Source organism: Pedobacter sp. AC190 (assembly GCF_979258025.1).
In genome coordinates this window covers 349,927-366,038 of record NZ_OZ409824.1, presented here as the reverse complement: position 1 = coordinate 366,038, position 16,112 = coordinate 349,927, and the positions used below count along the sequence as shown (strand labels likewise).

11 protein-coding genes and 1 tRNA gene are annotated in these 16,112 nt (G+C 35.6%); 8 read left to right on the top strand and 4 right to left on the bottom strand.

Annotation, left to right across the window (positions count from 1 at the left end):
- Positions 1-215: 215 nt before the first annotated feature.
- From ACZZZI_RS01705 to ACZZZI_RS01695, 3 genes are all read right to left on the bottom strand, one after another.
- Positions 216-2,123: an ABC-F family ATP-binding cassette domain-containing protein gene (locus tag ACZZZI_RS01705; RefSeq protein ID WP_316761723.1), complete on the bottom strand. Its 1,908-nt coding sequence runs from the start codon at positions 2,121-2,123 to the stop codon at positions 216-218.
- Between the two features lie 257 nt (positions 2,124-2,380).
- Positions 2,381-3,577, bottom strand: a complete 1,197-nt coding sequence (locus ACZZZI_RS01700; RefSeq protein ID WP_463488436.1) for a hypothetical protein — start codon at positions 3,575-3,577, stop codon at positions 2,381-2,383.
- Entirely contained in the window at positions 3,577-4,215 is a 639-nt protein-coding gene (locus ACZZZI_RS01695) for an RNA polymerase sigma factor (RefSeq protein ID WP_463488435.1), read from the bottom strand. Before ACZZZI_RS01695 ends, ACZZZI_RS01700 begins: the two co-directional genes overlap by 1 nt.
- A 144-nt stretch (positions 4,216-4,359) precedes the next feature.
- Here ACZZZI_RS01695 and ACZZZI_RS01690 point away from each other — a divergent pair, with 144 nt between their 5' ends.
- The 4 genes from ACZZZI_RS01690 to ACZZZI_RS01675 all read left to right on the top strand — a co-directional run bounded on the left by ACZZZI_RS01690 (position 4,360) and on the right by ACZZZI_RS01675 (position 7,318).
- Complete coding sequence (locus tag ACZZZI_RS01690; protein ID WP_463488434.1) at positions 4,360-5,208, top strand: hypothetical protein; 849 nt, start codon at positions 4,360-4,362, stop codon at positions 5,206-5,208.
- Between the two features lie 142 nt (positions 5,209-5,350).
- Positions 5,351-5,911, top strand: coding sequence for a YceI family protein (locus ACZZZI_RS01685; RefSeq protein ID WP_463488433.1), 561 nt, complete (start codon positions 5,351-5,353; stop codon positions 5,909-5,911).
- Positions 5,912-5,915: 4 nt separating this feature from the next.
- A complete protein-coding gene (locus ACZZZI_RS01680) occupies positions 5,916-6,854 on the top strand; it encodes a DUF5777 family beta-barrel protein (RefSeq protein WP_463488432.1) in 939 nt (312 codons plus the stop codon).
- An 11-nt stretch (positions 6,855-6,865) separates the two neighbouring features.
- The gene (locus tag ACZZZI_RS01675) at positions 6,866-7,318 is read left to right on the top strand and encodes a QcrA and Rieske domain-containing protein (RefSeq protein WP_316761227.1); all 453 of its coding nucleotides are present in this window, start codon (positions 6,866-6,868) and stop codon (positions 7,316-7,318) included.
- Positions 7,319-7,763: 445 nt separating this feature from the next.
- Here the strand turns inward: ACZZZI_RS01675 and ACZZZI_RS01670 are convergent.
- A tRNA-Ile gene (locus tag ACZZZI_RS01670) sits at positions 7,764-7,837 on the bottom strand.
- 308 nt (positions 7,838-8,145) lie between these two features.
- Here ACZZZI_RS01670 and ACZZZI_RS01665 point away from each other — a divergent pair.
- From ACZZZI_RS01665 to ACZZZI_RS01650, 4 genes are all read left to right on the top strand, one after another.
- On the top strand, positions 8,146-9,375 hold the full coding sequence (locus ACZZZI_RS01665) for a Pycsar system effector family protein (RefSeq protein WP_463488431.1): 1,230 nt from the start codon (positions 8,146-8,148) through the stop codon (positions 9,373-9,375).
- Positions 9,375-11,417, top strand: coding sequence for a polyphosphate kinase 1 (ppk1, locus tag ACZZZI_RS01660; protein ID WP_463488430.1), 2,043 nt, complete (start codon positions 9,375-9,377; stop codon positions 11,415-11,417). The genes ACZZZI_RS01665 and ppk1 overlap by 1 nt, the downstream gene beginning before the upstream one ends.
- Positions 11,418-11,475: 58 nt before the next feature.
- Positions 11,476-12,333, top strand: coding sequence for an SdiA-regulated domain-containing protein (locus ACZZZI_RS01655; protein ID WP_463488429.1), 858 nt, complete (start codon positions 11,476-11,478; stop codon positions 12,331-12,333).
- A 140-nt stretch (positions 12,334-12,473) separates the two neighbouring features.
- Positions 12,474-16,079, top strand: a complete 3,606-nt coding sequence (locus tag ACZZZI_RS01650) for a BamA/TamA family outer membrane protein (protein ID WP_463488428.1) — start codon at positions 12,474-12,476, stop codon at positions 16,077-16,079.
- The last annotated feature ends 33 nt before the right edge of the window (positions 16,080-16,112 follow it).

The following is a 16,112-nucleotide window of genomic DNA, read 5'->3' as shown; positions in this document are numbered from 1 at the left end:
GATAAATTTCTGCGTCTTCCGTGCTTTTTTAGCCAAGAATGAACTCAAATAGTGCAACGGAAACGCAGATTACACGGGATATTATTCCTTTGTATACATTACGTATTTCATTGACAAAAAATAAATCATAAAAAAGCCGCAGAAAAAATCTGCGGCTCCAATATTATAATATTGCCAGAGCCGAAAAAAAATCGGCTTCTCCATAAAGTAATTTCTTAACCTTCCAATTCCATAATTTCAGCAGCTAAAGTTTCCCATTTAGTCTGGCTGTTATCTAAATCTTGTTTTGCGGCTAAATAACGTTTATTTGCTTCAGCTAATTTATCTGCCTTCGAGTAAACATTTTCATCTGCCAATTCTGTTTCGATATTTTTAACCGAGGTTTCCAAATCAGAGATTAAAGTCTCTACCTTTTTTAATTCATCATTCAGCTTTTTTAACTGATTGGCTGTATTAGGCGTAACAACTTTCGGTTGTTCTTTTGCTTTTTCTGGTATTTTTATCGGGATAGGCTTTGCAATCGGAACCTCACGTTTGCTATTCCATTCCTCGTATTCTTCGTAAGTACCAGGATATTGTTTAATTTTTTCGCCTTCGATAAACCAGATTTTGTTGGCTACATTATCTAAGAAATACCTATCGTGAGATACTGCAATAAATGTACCTTCAAATTGCTCTAAAGCCTGAATCAATATGTTAACCGACTGGATATCCAAGTGGTTGGTCGGCTCATCCAGAATCAGGAAGTTTGAATCGGTAGTTAACGATTTCGCTAAAGCCACACGAGATTTTTCGCCACCTGAAAGCACTTTTATTTTCTTGAAAACATCATCGCCCGTGAACAGGAAACAACCTAAAATACTACGAAGTTCGGTATCGCTATGTTTAGGTGCAAAAGCCTGTAATTCTTCTAAAATAGAATTCTCCAGATGCAACGATTCTAACTGGTGCTGTGCAAAGAAAGTGGTGGTTACATTATGACCCGTTTCGCAGAAACCATCAAATTTTTCGGTACCAGCAATCATTCTTAACAAAGTAGATTTACCTTTACCATTGGCTCCAATTAAAGCAATTTTATCGCCTTTTTCGATTACCGCTTCGGCATCTTCCAAAATGTGAACATTCGGATAATGTTTAGTTGCGTGCTCAATACGAACAACGTGACGGCCAGAAGGCTTAGTAAATTTAAAACTGAAGTTTACCGTCGGGTTATCATCATCAACATCGTCGATTCGCTCCATTTTATCTAAAGCTTTCATACGCGATTGCGCCATTTTTGCTTTAGATGCTTTAGCCTTAAATCGCTCGATTAAACGTTCTTCCTGTTTAATTTTAGCTTGCTGGTTTTTAAATTCACCTTTTTGGATTTCGCCACGTAAAGCTTTTTCTTCTACATAAAAACTGTAGTTACCTGCGTAAACCGTTAATTTACCTTTACGGGATTCAACTGTACGGTTAACAATTTTATCTAAGAAATACCTATCGTGAGATACAATTACAATGGCACCTTCAAAACTCGCTAAATAGTTTTCCAACCATTTAATCGAGGGTAAATCCATGTGGTTGGTCGGCTCATCAAGTAATAAAATATCAGGATCTTGTAAAAGGATTTTTGCCAGCATTACACGCATTCGCCAACCTCCCGAAAAAGTATTTAAAGGGCGGTGTTGATCTGCAGTGCTGAAACCTAAACCTGCTAAAATTTCATTCGCTCTGTATTCGATGTTGTAACCATCCAAAGCCTCAAATTCTTGCTGTTTATCACTCAGTTTATATAAAACCTCTTCACTATAATCCGTTTCGATTTTTTTAAGCAGTTCTTCTATTTCATCATGTAGTTGATTTTGGCGTTCAAAAGCCTCCATTGCTACATGCAAAATGCTATGGTGCGAATCGTAAGAAAGTAAATCCTGGTTTAAGTAACCAATTTTCAAGTCTTTAGACATGGAAACCGTACCCGAACTTGGTGCGTATTCGCCTACAATTATTTTTAATAGTGTGGATTTTCCTGTTCCATTGGCGCCAATTAAACCTGCTCTATCTCCAGGTTTAATGTGCCAGTTTGCCTCATCGTATAAGGCTCTCGAGCCAATCAGGAATGTTAAATTATTTATTGAAATCATTTCGGCTGCAAAAGTACGCATTTTAAGGGCTTTTTTCTGCTCGAAATTCAAATAGACTGGAAGGTTAGTTTCTTTACTTATCCGAGGAGGATTACAAAAGGAATGCAGGGGTGAATTATATTGTACAGATAACGCACTACAAATATTATTGCGTGATGAAACTGAAATCAAGTAGAGTTTCCGAATTGTAGTTCATCTGAGCCAATCACTAAAGAAATAGTCCTTCAAAATCACCATTCGGGATGTTTTAAATTTTATTATTTTGGCATTGATGTGTTTTCTTTCTTCGAAAATAGATTAGTCATATTTACAGAAACTGCAACACCTGTTGATGACAACCTAGAATTTCCGTAGCCAATATTTGTTAATGGAATTTTAGCAAACGGCGTAATACCCAAGCTCAGTCTGCTGTTTATTTTACGTTGAAAAGTTACCCCGATGTTTGCAATGCCTAAATAATGTTGGTTCTCATTTTTGACTTCGTATGATTGTGGCCATTTTGAGTTTGGAGTTTCATAAGAATAGTAATAATCTTCCTTGAGCATTAAATAAGTCGATAATCCTGTGGTTAATATCAGAGCGTTTCGGTTATTTCCTAAAATTTTATAGTTTACATTTAATGGTATATCCAGTACATCGCAATTGGCATGGATATTTAAGGGTTGGTTTTTAAATACATAATTAGATTTCGGGTTATATAAGCTAAAATCAGAATCATATATTTTTTTGGCATAAGCTGCACCCGTAGTAATACTTAGTCTTTTGGTAAGCATTAAGGTTGCTTCAATACCGATACCGCCACTTAAACTACTTCTTCCCGATTTTTGAATACCTGTTAAATCCGGAGCTGCAATAATTGCCAATACAAATCCAGGTTTGGTTTTAGTGGTTTTGATAACGCTGTTATTCGCTTTTTGTAAAGCTAAATTTGTATTAATAGCTTGTTTTGAAAAAGTAATTGAACTTTTACGATCTTCAAATTCAATACTTGATTTGGGTAAAACAGGTAATATATTATTCTGGGCAATATTTTGGATTAGATTTTCCTTTGGAAGCATATTAATACTTTTGGTGGTACGTTTATAATCAGTTTTTTTAGTCTGTGCGCTTAAACTGATTTTATCATCCGTTATTACAATTGGTTTAGGCAATTCATTACTTTTTTCAACTTTAGAATCAGTATTTACAGGTGTGCTTTTTTGATTGTATTTGCTTTTTTGTTTAACGATAGCAGGCACAGATGATCCATTGTCTTTACCTGGTAATAGAAAAATAAGTATTAACGTAGCTGCAATTCCAGCTGCGGTTGCCAACCAAAAAAACGGCACTATTCTGCGCTTTGGCTTAGGATGCAATTGTTTGTCTAACTCCTCCCAGTCAAGTTCATTAAAAGGAATATCGGGTTTCCCTAAACCATCCTTAAATAACTTATCTATATCATTATGCGCTTTCATTACATATTTGTGTTTAATCTAACCTGAACAAAATTTGTATTATCGTCTGCAGGCAGAATTTTATAACTTTTTTCTTCCAAGGCTTTTATCATTTCCTGTAATTTTAATCTGGCCTTAAAAAGATTTGATTTTGATGTTCCTATAGAAATATTTAGTAATTCGGAGATTTCTTCGTGACTATTTCCATCTATGGCAAAAAGGTTAAAAACCGTTCGGTAAGCTGGACTTAAATTCTGTACCAGATTTATTAAGTCTTCGTAAGCGAGTTTTTCATATACCATTGTAACTTGTGCGGGGCCTTCAATATCATCGATATCCATATGGCCTGCAAACTTCAGGTTACTTCGGTAAAAATCGATGGCAGTATTAGTCACAATTCTGCCAAGCCAAGGCAGAAATGCTTTGGATGATTCGTATTTCGAAATGTTTTTAAATGCTTTGAAAAAGCTATCATTTAATATCCCTGCAGCATCCAACCTATTATTTGCATAACGCAAACAAATACCCATAGCAAAGCTATAGAAATGTTTATATAGTGCTTTTTGACTATTTCTATCATTTCTAAGGCAGCCTTCGATATACTCTTTTATAAGATGTTCACTATCGCGATTAGTGGTCACAGATTCTCCTTTCAGCATACATTACGATAGCCACAGGCGAAAGGTTGCCTGCATAATAATATTTTTTTAATAGAGAAAAAACTTCGCAATAGGGAGCAACCATTTTCATTTAAGGTGCGTAATGATGACAAATAAAGATACTAAAACCTAAAACAAAATCTTATGATAAGCTACCTAAAAAAATACCTGATTGTTACGACTTGCCTGGCCATTATATTAATTACTTCGTGTAAAAAATCAGTAATTGATGAGCCTGTTGTCGAAAAGAAAGGAATTCAACTTTTTACCAATGCTCAGTTCGGATCATTACTTACGGATAAAGAAGGGAAAACACTTTACTTTTTCGCAAACGATGTGAACGGAACCGCAAATTGTACAGGAGGATGCGAAGCGGTTTGGCCCTTGTATTATTCGGCAGATGCAAGTACCGATTTGAATTTAGATAAGTCGCAAGTGAGTGAAATTACTCGGGCCGATGGTAAAAAGCAGAGCACTTACAAAGGTTATCCACTCTATTATTATGCGAGTGATGTCGCATCGGGTGATACAAAGGGTGATGGGGTAGGCGGCATTTGGTTTGTAGCCAAACCCGATTATTCTTTGATGCTTGCTAATGCCCAGTTAATTGGTTCAAATGGCAAATCGTACACTTCTTTGTATGTAGAAGGAACTGGCAATACAAAGTATTTTACTGATGCTGCTGGCAGAACTCTTTATTCATTTTCCCCTGATAAAAACAATAAAAACACATTTACTAAAGCAGATTTGAGTAATAACAGTATTTGGCCAGTTTACGATATCGATACTAAGGTTTTACCATCGGTAATTACAAAAGATTTGATCAGCGTTATTGATGTGTTTGGCAAGAAACAAATGACTTATAAAGGCTGGCCACTTTATTATTTTTCTCAGGATGCAAAGCGGGGAGATAATAAGGGTGTAAGTATTGGAGCTGCGCCAGGATTTTGGCCTGTACTAACTCCAACATCTTTAATCGCTCCATTGCCTTAAAAATATGGGGGTTAGGTAAGTGTGGTTTGGTCGATCGGCATTGCTGATCGACCTCATTATTCAGCGTTGGGCATAACAAAAGCGGATAGCTATGAAAAATCTAATCCTATATCATTTAACTAACTAAACTAATTTCTTAAACATGAAAGCTAAAAATACTGTAATGGCAATCTTATTGGTCGTGTTTTTTTTAATGCGATGCATAGCGGCCAATGCCCAAAATTTTGTTTCGGCGAATGTTAAAACCTCGTTTTTTTCTTCAACACCAATCGAAGATATTAAAGCCTCGAGCGATAAAACTTCTGCTGTTTTGATTTCGAAAAGTGGTGAATTTGCAATTCAGGTGACCATCAAAAGCTTTGAGTTTGAAAAGAAACTTATGCAGGAGCATTTTAATGAGAACTACATGGAAAGTGATCAATATCCTGTGGCAGCATTTAAAGGGACGATATCTCCCAATATCGATTGGACTAAAAATGCTGAATATGCGGTAACAGCAAAAGGCACACTTACTGTACATGGTGTAAGCAAACCGCGAACTATTTTAGCGAAGATTCTAATTAAAGATGGCTCTGCAACCATTTCATCTGCCTTCGATGTAGCCTGCGTGGATCATAATATCAAAATACCAACTTTAGTTTTTACTAAAATCGCCAAGATCATCAGTGTAAAAGTAAGCGGAAACCTAAATCCTAAACCCTAAATATATGTTACGAACTTTTACTTTAATAAGCTTTGTTTGTCTTTTAGCAACAAACATTTATGCGCAATCAGCAGATTCATTATTAAAATCGGTAACTGATAGCAACGCATTCAAAATTCAGAACCCAGCCTTTAAATCTACAAGGATTGTGTTATCACATTCTACCGAAACTCAAAAAAAGCATGATATGGATATGCGTATTCGTCATCATTTTGGAGATATTGGAGGTGAATTTGGAAGTGCACACACGCTTTATGGTTTAGATGTTGCCACCGATTTGTTTATCGGCTTCGATTACGGTATTACCGATAAATTAACGGTAAGTATTGGGCGAAGTAAGCATGATGAACTTTATAATGGCTTTCTTAAGTATAAATTATTTGAGCAAAATGGAGGAAGTAGCCATAGCTTTCCATTAAATGTTACCCTGTTAGCACAAATGGGCTGGATAGCCAGAGCACCCTTTACAACAAATGAATTCTCCAGTTATGGCAATCGTTTTTCCTACTTTCTTCAACCCATTCTTTCAAGAAAAATTACACAACGAATTTCATTACAAGTGGCGCCAGCTGTTCTCCTTAGAAAAAACACAACAGAAGCTAGGGATCCTGAAAATCTTTTTAGTATAGGTTTTGCAGGGCGTTTAAAACTAACGAAACGCCTATCATTTATTGCAGATTATACGTTGGTAAACGGTTTAAATCGACCAACTGATTTAGCTCAACAGTTTTATAACCCTTTGGGAGTTGGACTGGAAATTGAAACTGGCGGGCATGTTTTCTCTCTTAATTTCATGAATTCGGAATATATTTCTGAGAACAGCTTTGTTCCCGATACCCAAAAATCGTGGCGTAAAGGCGGGGTTCGCTTTGGCTTTACCATTTCCAGAAACTTCACATTATTTAAATCGAAGGATAAAAATATTCAATCTAAAATTTACTAACAAAACAAATTATGGAACGTAATGAATTTCTTAAATCTTTGGGGCTAGGCGTAGCGCTGGCTTGTACAGGTAGTTGTTTCTCATCTTGCGGAAAAAAAAGTGATGCACCAGGACCGACAAACCCAGGTGGTGGCACAACACCGCCAGGTTCTACTGTAAGTGTTGATTTAAATAGTCAGTTGCTTGCAATTGGTTCTTCTTTAGTACTCAGTGGAATTTTGTTTATTCGTACTGCGAGCGGAAATGCAACCACTTCCTTTGCAGCTACGCAAGCTACATGCCCACATCAGGGCGGCTCGCTAGGTTTTATACAAGCTAACAATTACATTCAATGCAGCTTGCATAGTTCGAGATACACAACTACAGGAAGCATTTTAGCACAACCAAATGACGGCGGAACAACGAGTGCATTGAAAGTTTATCCATTAACCGTTTCAGGAACTACACTTACTGCAACGGCTTAATTGAGTAATAATCGCCAAAAATCATTAAAAATACCTTTGGCGATTATTCGATTAACACCGATCCGAAATTTAAGTTGGTTGAGCGCAATCTCGCACTTTACCCTATAAGGAGCTACAGCAATGTGGCTCTTTTTTTATAATTGATCTCCAAGCGGGAGCATTTTATGATTAAAACAGAAAGTTATTTTTTGCCTGATTGACAATATTTTTATCATCATCTGAAATAAAAAAACTAATCCAATAAAAGCTATTATATTTAACTGTGATGAAAAAGGAAAAGAAGATAAGCTGTATTATCTTAAAGGAATTACAGGCATTGAATTAGGTGCATTTGCAAAGCCTAACCACCTTAAAAATCTAAAATCAGAATTACATATAACCTTTAGTTGATCTATAACCAGCATTTAGCGCATAAAAAAACCCTCCAGTTTTCACTGAAGGGTTGTGGGCCCAGCTGGGCTCGAACCAGCGACCAAAAGATTATGAGTCTTCTACTCTAACCAACTGAGCTATAGGCCCTGAAAAAACATTTGTTTTTTGCGAGTGCAATGTTACAAAATTGCATTCAAATTCGGAAAAAGTTTTTCATTAAAATTTCAAATAAATTGTTTCCAATTCATTTTCAGTTATTTGACGATTTTTAAAAACAAAAACCCAATTCGTACATTATAGATAACATTAATAATGAATAAACAGAATTTAATTAGTTATCGCTAGCGTGAATCATTTTATGAAAATTAATGTAATTTTATAACAATAAACGCAATCAGCTTGTTTTTTATCTGGAAAATATTTCCAAATTAGATTTATATTTTAGCAACACCCCCATGGATTATAAGCAACTACAAATTGATGTAGAAAAGCATGTTAACGATTATTTTAACACTCATCACGATTCAAGGCTGGTTTACCACAACTTTCAGCATACTAATGATGTTGTAAAAGCCGCACAAGAAATAGCCAATCATTATCAATTAAATAACGAAGATTTCTTTGTGGTAACTGTTGCAGCCTGGTTTCACGATACAGGTTATTTTGTAGATGTATTCCATCACGAAATAAAGGGTGCTGAAATGGCTAGTGATTATTTAAAAAACCTTGGTGTTGACGAAACCATCAGGGAAAAAGTTTCTAACGCGATTTTAAGTACCAAAATTCCTCAAAAGCCCAAAAATTTATTAGAAAACATCCTCTGTGATGCAGATCTTTTTCATCTTGGAACTACAGATTTTAGGGAAAAAGGCAAATTAATGCACAAAGAGGCTGAGTTAATTTACAATAAAGACATCAGTAAAAACGATTGGCGGATAAATGATATTCAGTTTTTAGAATCTCAGCATTACCATACCGATTATGCTCAGCTATTGCTTAACGATCAAAAATCGAAAAATATTGAAAAGATAAAAAGTAAGTTATCGAAAAATGATGAGCAGATTAACTTTGTTCAGCCCGCTTTACATACTAATTTATCGCAGGAGGTAGAAAATACTAAAGGTAAAAAAGACAAAAAAGGTAAAGACGATAAACCTGATAAGGGAATTGAAACCATGTTTAGGATTACTTCGGCAAATAACCAGCGATTAAGCGATATGGCTGATAATAAAGCACATATATTAATAACTGTTAATTCCATCATGCTATCCTTAATTGTGAGTTTACTTTTAAGAAGACTGGAAGATCATGGAAATTTAATCATCCCGACTTTTATTTTATTGATGGTTAGTTTAACCTGTGTGGTGGTGTCAATTTTATCAACTCGTCCATCCATCCCGCAAGGAATTTTTACGCCAGAAGATATGGATAACAAAAAGGTAAATCTGTTGTTTTTTGGCAATTTTTATAAAATGTCGTTACCAGCATATACAGATGGTATGCTAAAGGTAATGAACGATAAAGACTTTTTATACGGCACCTTAATTACTGATGTGTACTCACAAGGTGTGGTTTTAGGTCGAAAGTATAAATTGATTAGGTTGGCTTATAATATCTTTATGTTCGGTCTTATTGCTGCGGTTTTAGCATTTGTTGTTGCTTATGCAGCTTACGGTAAACTTTAATGGAAGAATTAGTAGAAACCAGGCTGTTTAACAGAGATTTAAGCTGGCTTAAATTTAACGAGCGCATTTTAATGGAAGCCGAAAGGGAAGCTGTTCCTCTTTTAGAACGCATTAAATTTTTATCTATATTTTCTTCCAATCTGGATGAGTTTTATCGGGTAAGGATGCCTGTTCTTTTGGCTCTTGAGAAACTGAGCGGTAAAACAGATAACGATATTCATATTGAAGCGGATTTATTAAACAGCGCAAACAATTTAATTTCCGATCAGCAGCAGCGTTATGGAAAGGCTTTAAAACAACATATTATTCCGCATTTAAAAGAAAATAACATCCACTTGCTTTATGGTGATGTTTTTCCTGATGAAATTAAACAACAGATAAACAGATATTTTTTAAGTCAGGTTTTGGCTTTTATGCAACCTGTTTATGTTGAAGAAAACACAGATTTCTTTCCGTCGAATAATGAGCTTTATTTCCTAATTACTTTAAAGCAAGATAAAATCGAAAAAACGGTTATTCTGAATATTCCTTCGAACGAGTTACCCAGGTTTTATAAAATTGAGCACGAAGACAAAGTATTTATAGTTTTTCTGGATGATATTGTGCGTTTTAATCTCGATTCTGTTTTTAAGAATGAGGAAATTACAGGCTGCTTTAGTTTTAAAATTACCCGTGATGCAGAAATTGATTTAAAGGATGAATATTCTGGAAATTTATCAGATCAGTTAGAAGCACAGCTTTTAAAACGCGATTCGGGCCTGGCTACAAGATTTCTTCATCAACCAGGCATTCCAGAAAACGTTTTAGCTCTATTGAAAAAACTTTTTAGTCTTAAAAAGGCCAATATGGTCGAAGGTGGACAATACCATAATCTTAAAGATTTGATGAGTTTTCCTGTCAACAAACCAGGGCTGTCCAATCAATCGTGGCCAAAAATATGTAATACTGATGTTTTTAATGGCACCTTAACGCAAGCCATCGAGAAAAATGATATCATTATTCATACACCTTATCAAAGTTACGATAGTGTATTAAGATTTTTTAATGAGGCGGCAATTGATCCAGATGTTAAGGAAATTTACCTGACAATTTACCGTGTCGCCAGCGATTCTAAAATTATTAATGCATTAATCAGCGCTGCAAAAAATGGTAAAAAAGTGTTTGTTTTAGTAGAGTTAAAGGCAAGGTTCGACGAGGCAAACAATATTAAGTGGGCCAAGAAAATGAAGGAAAAAGGGGTGGAAATTGTTTACAGCGTTACCGCCTTAAAAGTTCATGCTAAAGTTGCTTTGGTAAAAAGAAAAATTGGCGATAGGACAACCTATACTGGTTTACTTGCAACTGGGAACTTTAACGAAAGTACGGCGGCTTTTTATACCGATCATATTTTAATGACAGCTAATAAAGCCATTTTGCGAGAAATAGAGTTATTATTTATTTTTTTGGCTAAAAGAGTAAAGCCATCATCGCCCGATTTAATAAAGTTTGAACATATCCTGGTTGCTCAATTTAATTTACAAACCAAATTTCTGGCGCTTATTGATCGCGAAATTGAGTATGCAAAGGCAGGGCGAGAAGCTTCAATTACAATTAAACTTAATAATCTCGAAGAGAAAATTTTAATAGATAAACTTTATCAAGCATCACAGGCAGGCGTAAAAATTACCATGCTTGTGCGTAGTATTTGTCGCTTAATTCCTGGTGTTGATGGAATGAGTGAAAATATTAAAATTATCAGAATTGTGGATCGATATTTAGAACACGGCCGTGTTTTTATATTTCATAATTTGGGTAAGCAGGATGTGTACTTAGGTTCTGCCGATTGGATGAACCGAAATATTTACAGAAGGATAGAGGTTTGCTTTCCAATTTATGATGAGAAAATAAAAACAGAGATTTTGGAGATTATTAATATTCAATTACGCGATAACCTACAAGCTGTGCGTATTGATGAAAATATGAATAATGTTCCTGTTGAAAAGGATGGAACACTTATTGCATCACAGCACGCTATATACGAATTTTTAAAAAATCAATCTTAATTTTTATCCGATGAGAAACTTAAAAAAACAAATATCCTCTGCACTTATAATTCTAGTTATGGCGTTTTTCTTCATTTCATGTGTTAACGAAAAACATGATGAAGCAAAATCTGAAACAGACAAAGGAGTAACGGTCGAAAAAACAAGTTTACCCTACGATTTAGAAAATCCAGTAAAGTACAATATGCCTCATAATCTGTTCGAAATTTCTGGAATTGTGTTTCATAATGGGGATCCAAAACAAGTTTTTGCAATCCAAGATGAGGATGGAGATTTGTTTTATCTTGGCTTAAATGACAAAGAATCTAAATTTACCAAGTTTGGCGGTAAAGGAGATTATGAAGATTTAACAATAATCAAGGAACAGATTATGGTGCTTAAAAGTAATGGCGAATTGCATATGTTTCCAATGTCGGAACTAAATAAAGCTGAAGCTGTTAATGTGGTTAAAATAAAAGGTATGGTGCCCAAAGCTGAATATGAAGGACTGGCCGCCGACGAAAAAGCTGGTAAAATTTATATATTAACAAAAGGCAGCAAAGCTGATGAACAGAATAAAGCAACAAGTATTTATGCATTCGATTTTGCGGCTGATAACACATTAAAACCAGCAGGTACTTTTAATCTGGCTTTTAAAGAAATTGAAGCATTAAGTGGAGAGAAAAAAGTGAAATTTAAGCCTTCTGCTTTAACCAAAAATCAGCGCACAAATGAGTGGTACATTCTGTCTTCAGTTAATAAATTATTGGTTGTTACCGATGAAAATTTCAAAATTAAAGCAGCATATCCGCTAAAAGGTGGTAATTTTAATCAACCAGAGGGAATCGCTTTTGATAAGGATAACAACCTTTACATATCAAACGAAGGTGGGACTTTAGCTGCAGGTAATATTTTGCAGTTTAAACTTAAAAAATAATGATTACGTTTTATTAAACGTAAATTTTATCGTGTTGAGTTAGTAGGGAATTTTTTAAGTTTTTTACGAACTCAATACGACTTTTGAATATATAATACCTTTTAACAATTCCAGTTTGGAAACCGTTTTAAACCAACACTATGACTAAAAATTTTACGCTATCAATTTTTTTTACACTGATAAGTTTTGCAGCTTTTGCTCAAAATGATGTAAAGTATCGTGTCATTTTGTTTGGCGATGCGGGAGAAATGAATCCAGGGCAAATGCAGGATTTAAAAAATGCAGCAAAGCAAATTATTCCTAAAAAAACTACTGTAGTTTACCTTGGTGATAATATTTATCCAACAGGAATGGGATTACCAGGCAGCCTCGAAGAGGAAGAAACTAAAAAGATATTGCAATCTCAGTTCGCACCTATGCGTGAAAAAGGAGCTGCTGTATATTTTGTTCCAGGCAACCACGACTGGGATAAATCAGGTCCGAAAGGTTTGGCCAAAATAAAAGCTCAGGATGATTATTTAAAAGCACAGAACGATCCGTTGTTAAAGCTTATTCCTGAAAATGGTTGCCCTGATCCAGTTGCAATAAACCTTACCGATAAATTAACCATAATTGCATATGATAGCGAATGGTGGTTATTTCCCTACAATAAATCGAATCCAAACGGAGAATGCGAATGCCGTACTAAGGATGAGGTATTAGTGAAAATGGAAGATTTGCTAGAGAAAAATAAGAATAAGATTATTCTGTTAGCTTCTCATCATCCTTTTCAAAGTTATGGGCCACATGGTGGTTATTTCAATTTAAGGAATCACTTTTTTCCGTTAACCTCGTTAAATAAGAATTTATATATCCCAATGCCTGTTTTGGGTTCTGTTTATCCGTTTTTACGTTCTACTTTATTAAGCCCCGAAGATTTAAATCATCCTGCCTATAAAGATATGATTAAGTCGGTTAATGGTGTTTTTGGCGATTATCCAAACGTTACATACGTGGCTGGTCATGAACATGGTTTACAGCTTATCAAAGGTAAGCAGTTACAGATTATTAGTGGCTCGGGCTCAAAAATATCGCCAAATAAAAAGGGTAAAACCTCTTTGTTTCACGAAATGGAGCAAGGTTACGTAGTTGCAGATCAGTTAATGAATAACGATATGCGTTACGAATATTATGTTTATGCCGATACAGGTGTTAAACGGGTTTACAGTTATACCAAGAAGTTTGAAACTATAAGCCAAAAAATTAAGGCTCGTGATAAGGTTATTACTGCAGATAGCATTATGGTGAGTGTAAAACCAGAATACGATAGTGTGGGACGTTTCCACAGATATGTTTTTGGCGAAAATTACCGTAAGGAGTATGCCGAAAAAACAAAAGTTCCAGTGCTTAGAATTTCTGAAATTGCTGGCGGATTAAAAGCAACTCAGCGTGGTGGTGGTAATCAATCGAGATCGTTAAGGTTAGAAGATAAAAACGGCAAAGAATACGCTTTACGAAGCGTAGAGAAATTTCCAGAGGTTTTATTGCCTGCCGCCTTAAGAGAAACTTTTGCAAAAGATATTATTAAAGATAATATGAGTGCACAGCATCCGTTTTCGGCTCTTGTTGTACCCGAACTGGCTAAAGCCGCAGGAATTGCACATAGTAATCCCATAATTGGCTGGGTTTCTCCTGATGATAATTTGGGTGAATATGAATCTGCCTTTGCTAATACTTTATGCCTTTTGGAGGAGCGTGAGCCCGTGGGCGAGTCGGACAGTTCTCCGAAGATGGATAAAAAATTAACCGATGATAACGACAATACTTTAGATGGGCCTGGCTGGGTTAAGGCAAGAGCATTGGATGTTTTACTTGGCGATTGGGACAGGCATGAAGATCAATGGCGTTGGAAAGAAACTAAAAAAGATGGAGGTTCGCACTATACACCAGTACCAAGAGATCGGGATCAAGTGTTTTTCCGATCAGATGGTGCCTTACAGCGCTACACACAGTCGTCTTCATTATTGCCGATGATGCAAGGTTACGAACGAAAAATTAAGGATATCAATTGGTTTTTGTGGGAGGGAAGAGAGATTAGCAGTCGTTGGACAGCAAATATTGGGGAAGAAGAATGGGATAAGATTGTAGCCGATTTTTGTTCTAAGTATAATGATGATGTTTTTGAAAAGGCATTACGTAAACTTCCTGAGCCCAGTTATTCTTTACATCACGATGCCTTGCTTGCTCAAATGCGCTCGAGAATTAAAGAATTACCAAAGTTGATGAATGATTATTATCATTTCTTTAATCGTATTGTAGATATTGAGGTAACCAATAAAAATGAGTTAATTCAGATAACAGATGCATCGGATAAGGGTTTAAAAGTTAAAATCAATAAAATTTCCAAGGAAGGGAATATTAAAGAAACACTTTTTAACCGAACTTTCGATCCGAAAGTAACCAAGGAGCTTAGGGTTTATATGCACAATGGTAACGATAGCTTAATATTGGATAACAAAAATTCGAATATTAAAATCAGAATAATCGGTGGTAAAGGTGAAAAGGTTTACGATTTTGCAAATAGTAACGGCTTGGTAAAGCTTTACGGTAGAACTGATAAAGCAACTTACAATGGAGAAGACGCTAATAAAATCAGGAAAATTATTTCTAATGATACCTCAAACTTTAGCTATATTCCAAAAGATATGTATCGCAGAAGTTCGTGGCTGTTAAATGCAGGCTATAATAACGACGATGGGATATTGCTTGGCTTAATTTATAAGCAAACCAATCCTGGTTTTAGAAAACAACCTTACGGTAATTCGCAGACTGTTTCATTCTTGCATTCGTTTTCTTCAAAAGCATTTAGATTTAATTATAAGGGCGAATGGCTTAAGGCTTTAGGAAAGGCAGATTTTACAATCAAGGCTGATGCTTTTGCACCCAATAACACTCAAAATTTCTTTGGATTAGGCAATGAAACCGCTTTCGATGAGCATGGTGACGACATTAGGTATTATAGAGCTAGATTCAATTTGTATCAGGTAGATGCGGCTTTAAGATGGCGCAGACCTAAATCTACTTTGAGTATTGGTCCTTCTATTCAGTATTATAAATATAATCAGGAAGATAATGACGGTCGTTTTATTACTCAAACGGCGCAATTACATTCTTATGATAGCTTAACCATCCGCAATGAAAAGATGTATGCTGGTGCTTTTGTAAACTTTGTTAATAATACCCGCGATAACGACTTGTTGCCAACTTTAGGTAGCTACGTTGATTTTAAACTTACGGGTTATAAAGGAATAAATAAATATTCAAACTCATTCGGTCAGTTTACGGCAAGTATTGCCTTGTACAAAAACTTAGATGGTAGAAAAGCATTTATACTGGCCGATCGTTTTGGTGGAGGTGTAACGGTTGGTAAACCAGCTTTCTATCAATCGCAATTTCTTGGTGGTCAGGGTAATTTACTTGGTTACCGTCAGTTCAGGTTTGCAGGCGATCATAGTTTTTATAACAATTTAGAATTAAGGGCAAAGCTAGGCGATTTGGTTAGCTATGTGCTTCCTGGGCAAGTTGGTTTACTTGGTTTTTACGATCTTGGTCGTGTTTGGAGCAATAACGATTCTTCAAACGCGTGGCATCACGGTGTTGGTGGTGGCGTTTATTTTGCGCCAGCATCTTTAACAGTTGTTCGTTTTGTAATGGGCCATTCTACTGATGGATGGTACCCTTACGTATCGTTAAATTTTAGATATTAGAATAAAGAGGAGTAAGAAAGTTGAGCTTTTTAA

Coding starts and splice junctions, on each gene's coding strand:
- ACZZZI_RS01705 (WP_316761723.1), bottom strand. CDS start 2,123: ATGATTTCAATAAATAATTTAACATTCCTGATTGGCTCGAGAGCCTTA.
- ACZZZI_RS01700 (WP_463488436.1), bottom strand. CDS start 3,577: ATGAAAGCGCATAATGATATAGATAAGTTATTTAAGGATGGTTTAGGG.
- ACZZZI_RS01695 (WP_463488435.1), bottom strand. CDS start 4,215: ATGCTGAAAGGAGAATCTGTGACCACTAATCGCGATAGTGAACATCTT.
- ACZZZI_RS01690 (WP_463488434.1), top strand. CDS start 4,360: ATGATAAGCTACCTAAAAAAATACCTGATTGTTACGACTTGCCTGGCC.
- ACZZZI_RS01685 (WP_463488433.1), top strand. CDS start 5,351: ATGAAAGCTAAAAATACTGTAATGGCAATCTTATTGGTCGTGTTTTTT.
- ACZZZI_RS01680 (WP_463488432.1), top strand. CDS start 5,916: ATGTTACGAACTTTTACTTTAATAAGCTTTGTTTGTCTTTTAGCAACA.
- ACZZZI_RS01675 (WP_316761227.1), top strand. CDS start 6,866: ATGGAACGTAATGAATTTCTTAAATCTTTGGGGCTAGGCGTAGCGCTG.
- ACZZZI_RS01665 (WP_463488431.1), top strand. CDS start 8,146: ATGGATTATAAGCAACTACAAATTGATGTAGAAAAGCATGTTAACGAT.
- ppk1 (WP_463488430.1), top strand. CDS start 9,375: ATGGAAGAATTAGTAGAAACCAGGCTGTTTAACAGAGATTTAAGCTGG.
- ACZZZI_RS01655 (WP_463488429.1), top strand. CDS start 11,476: ATGGCGTTTTTCTTCATTTCATGTGTTAACGAAAAACATGATGAAGCA.
- ACZZZI_RS01650 (WP_463488428.1), top strand. CDS start 12,474: ATGACTAAAAATTTTACGCTATCAATTTTTTTTACACTGATAAGTTTT.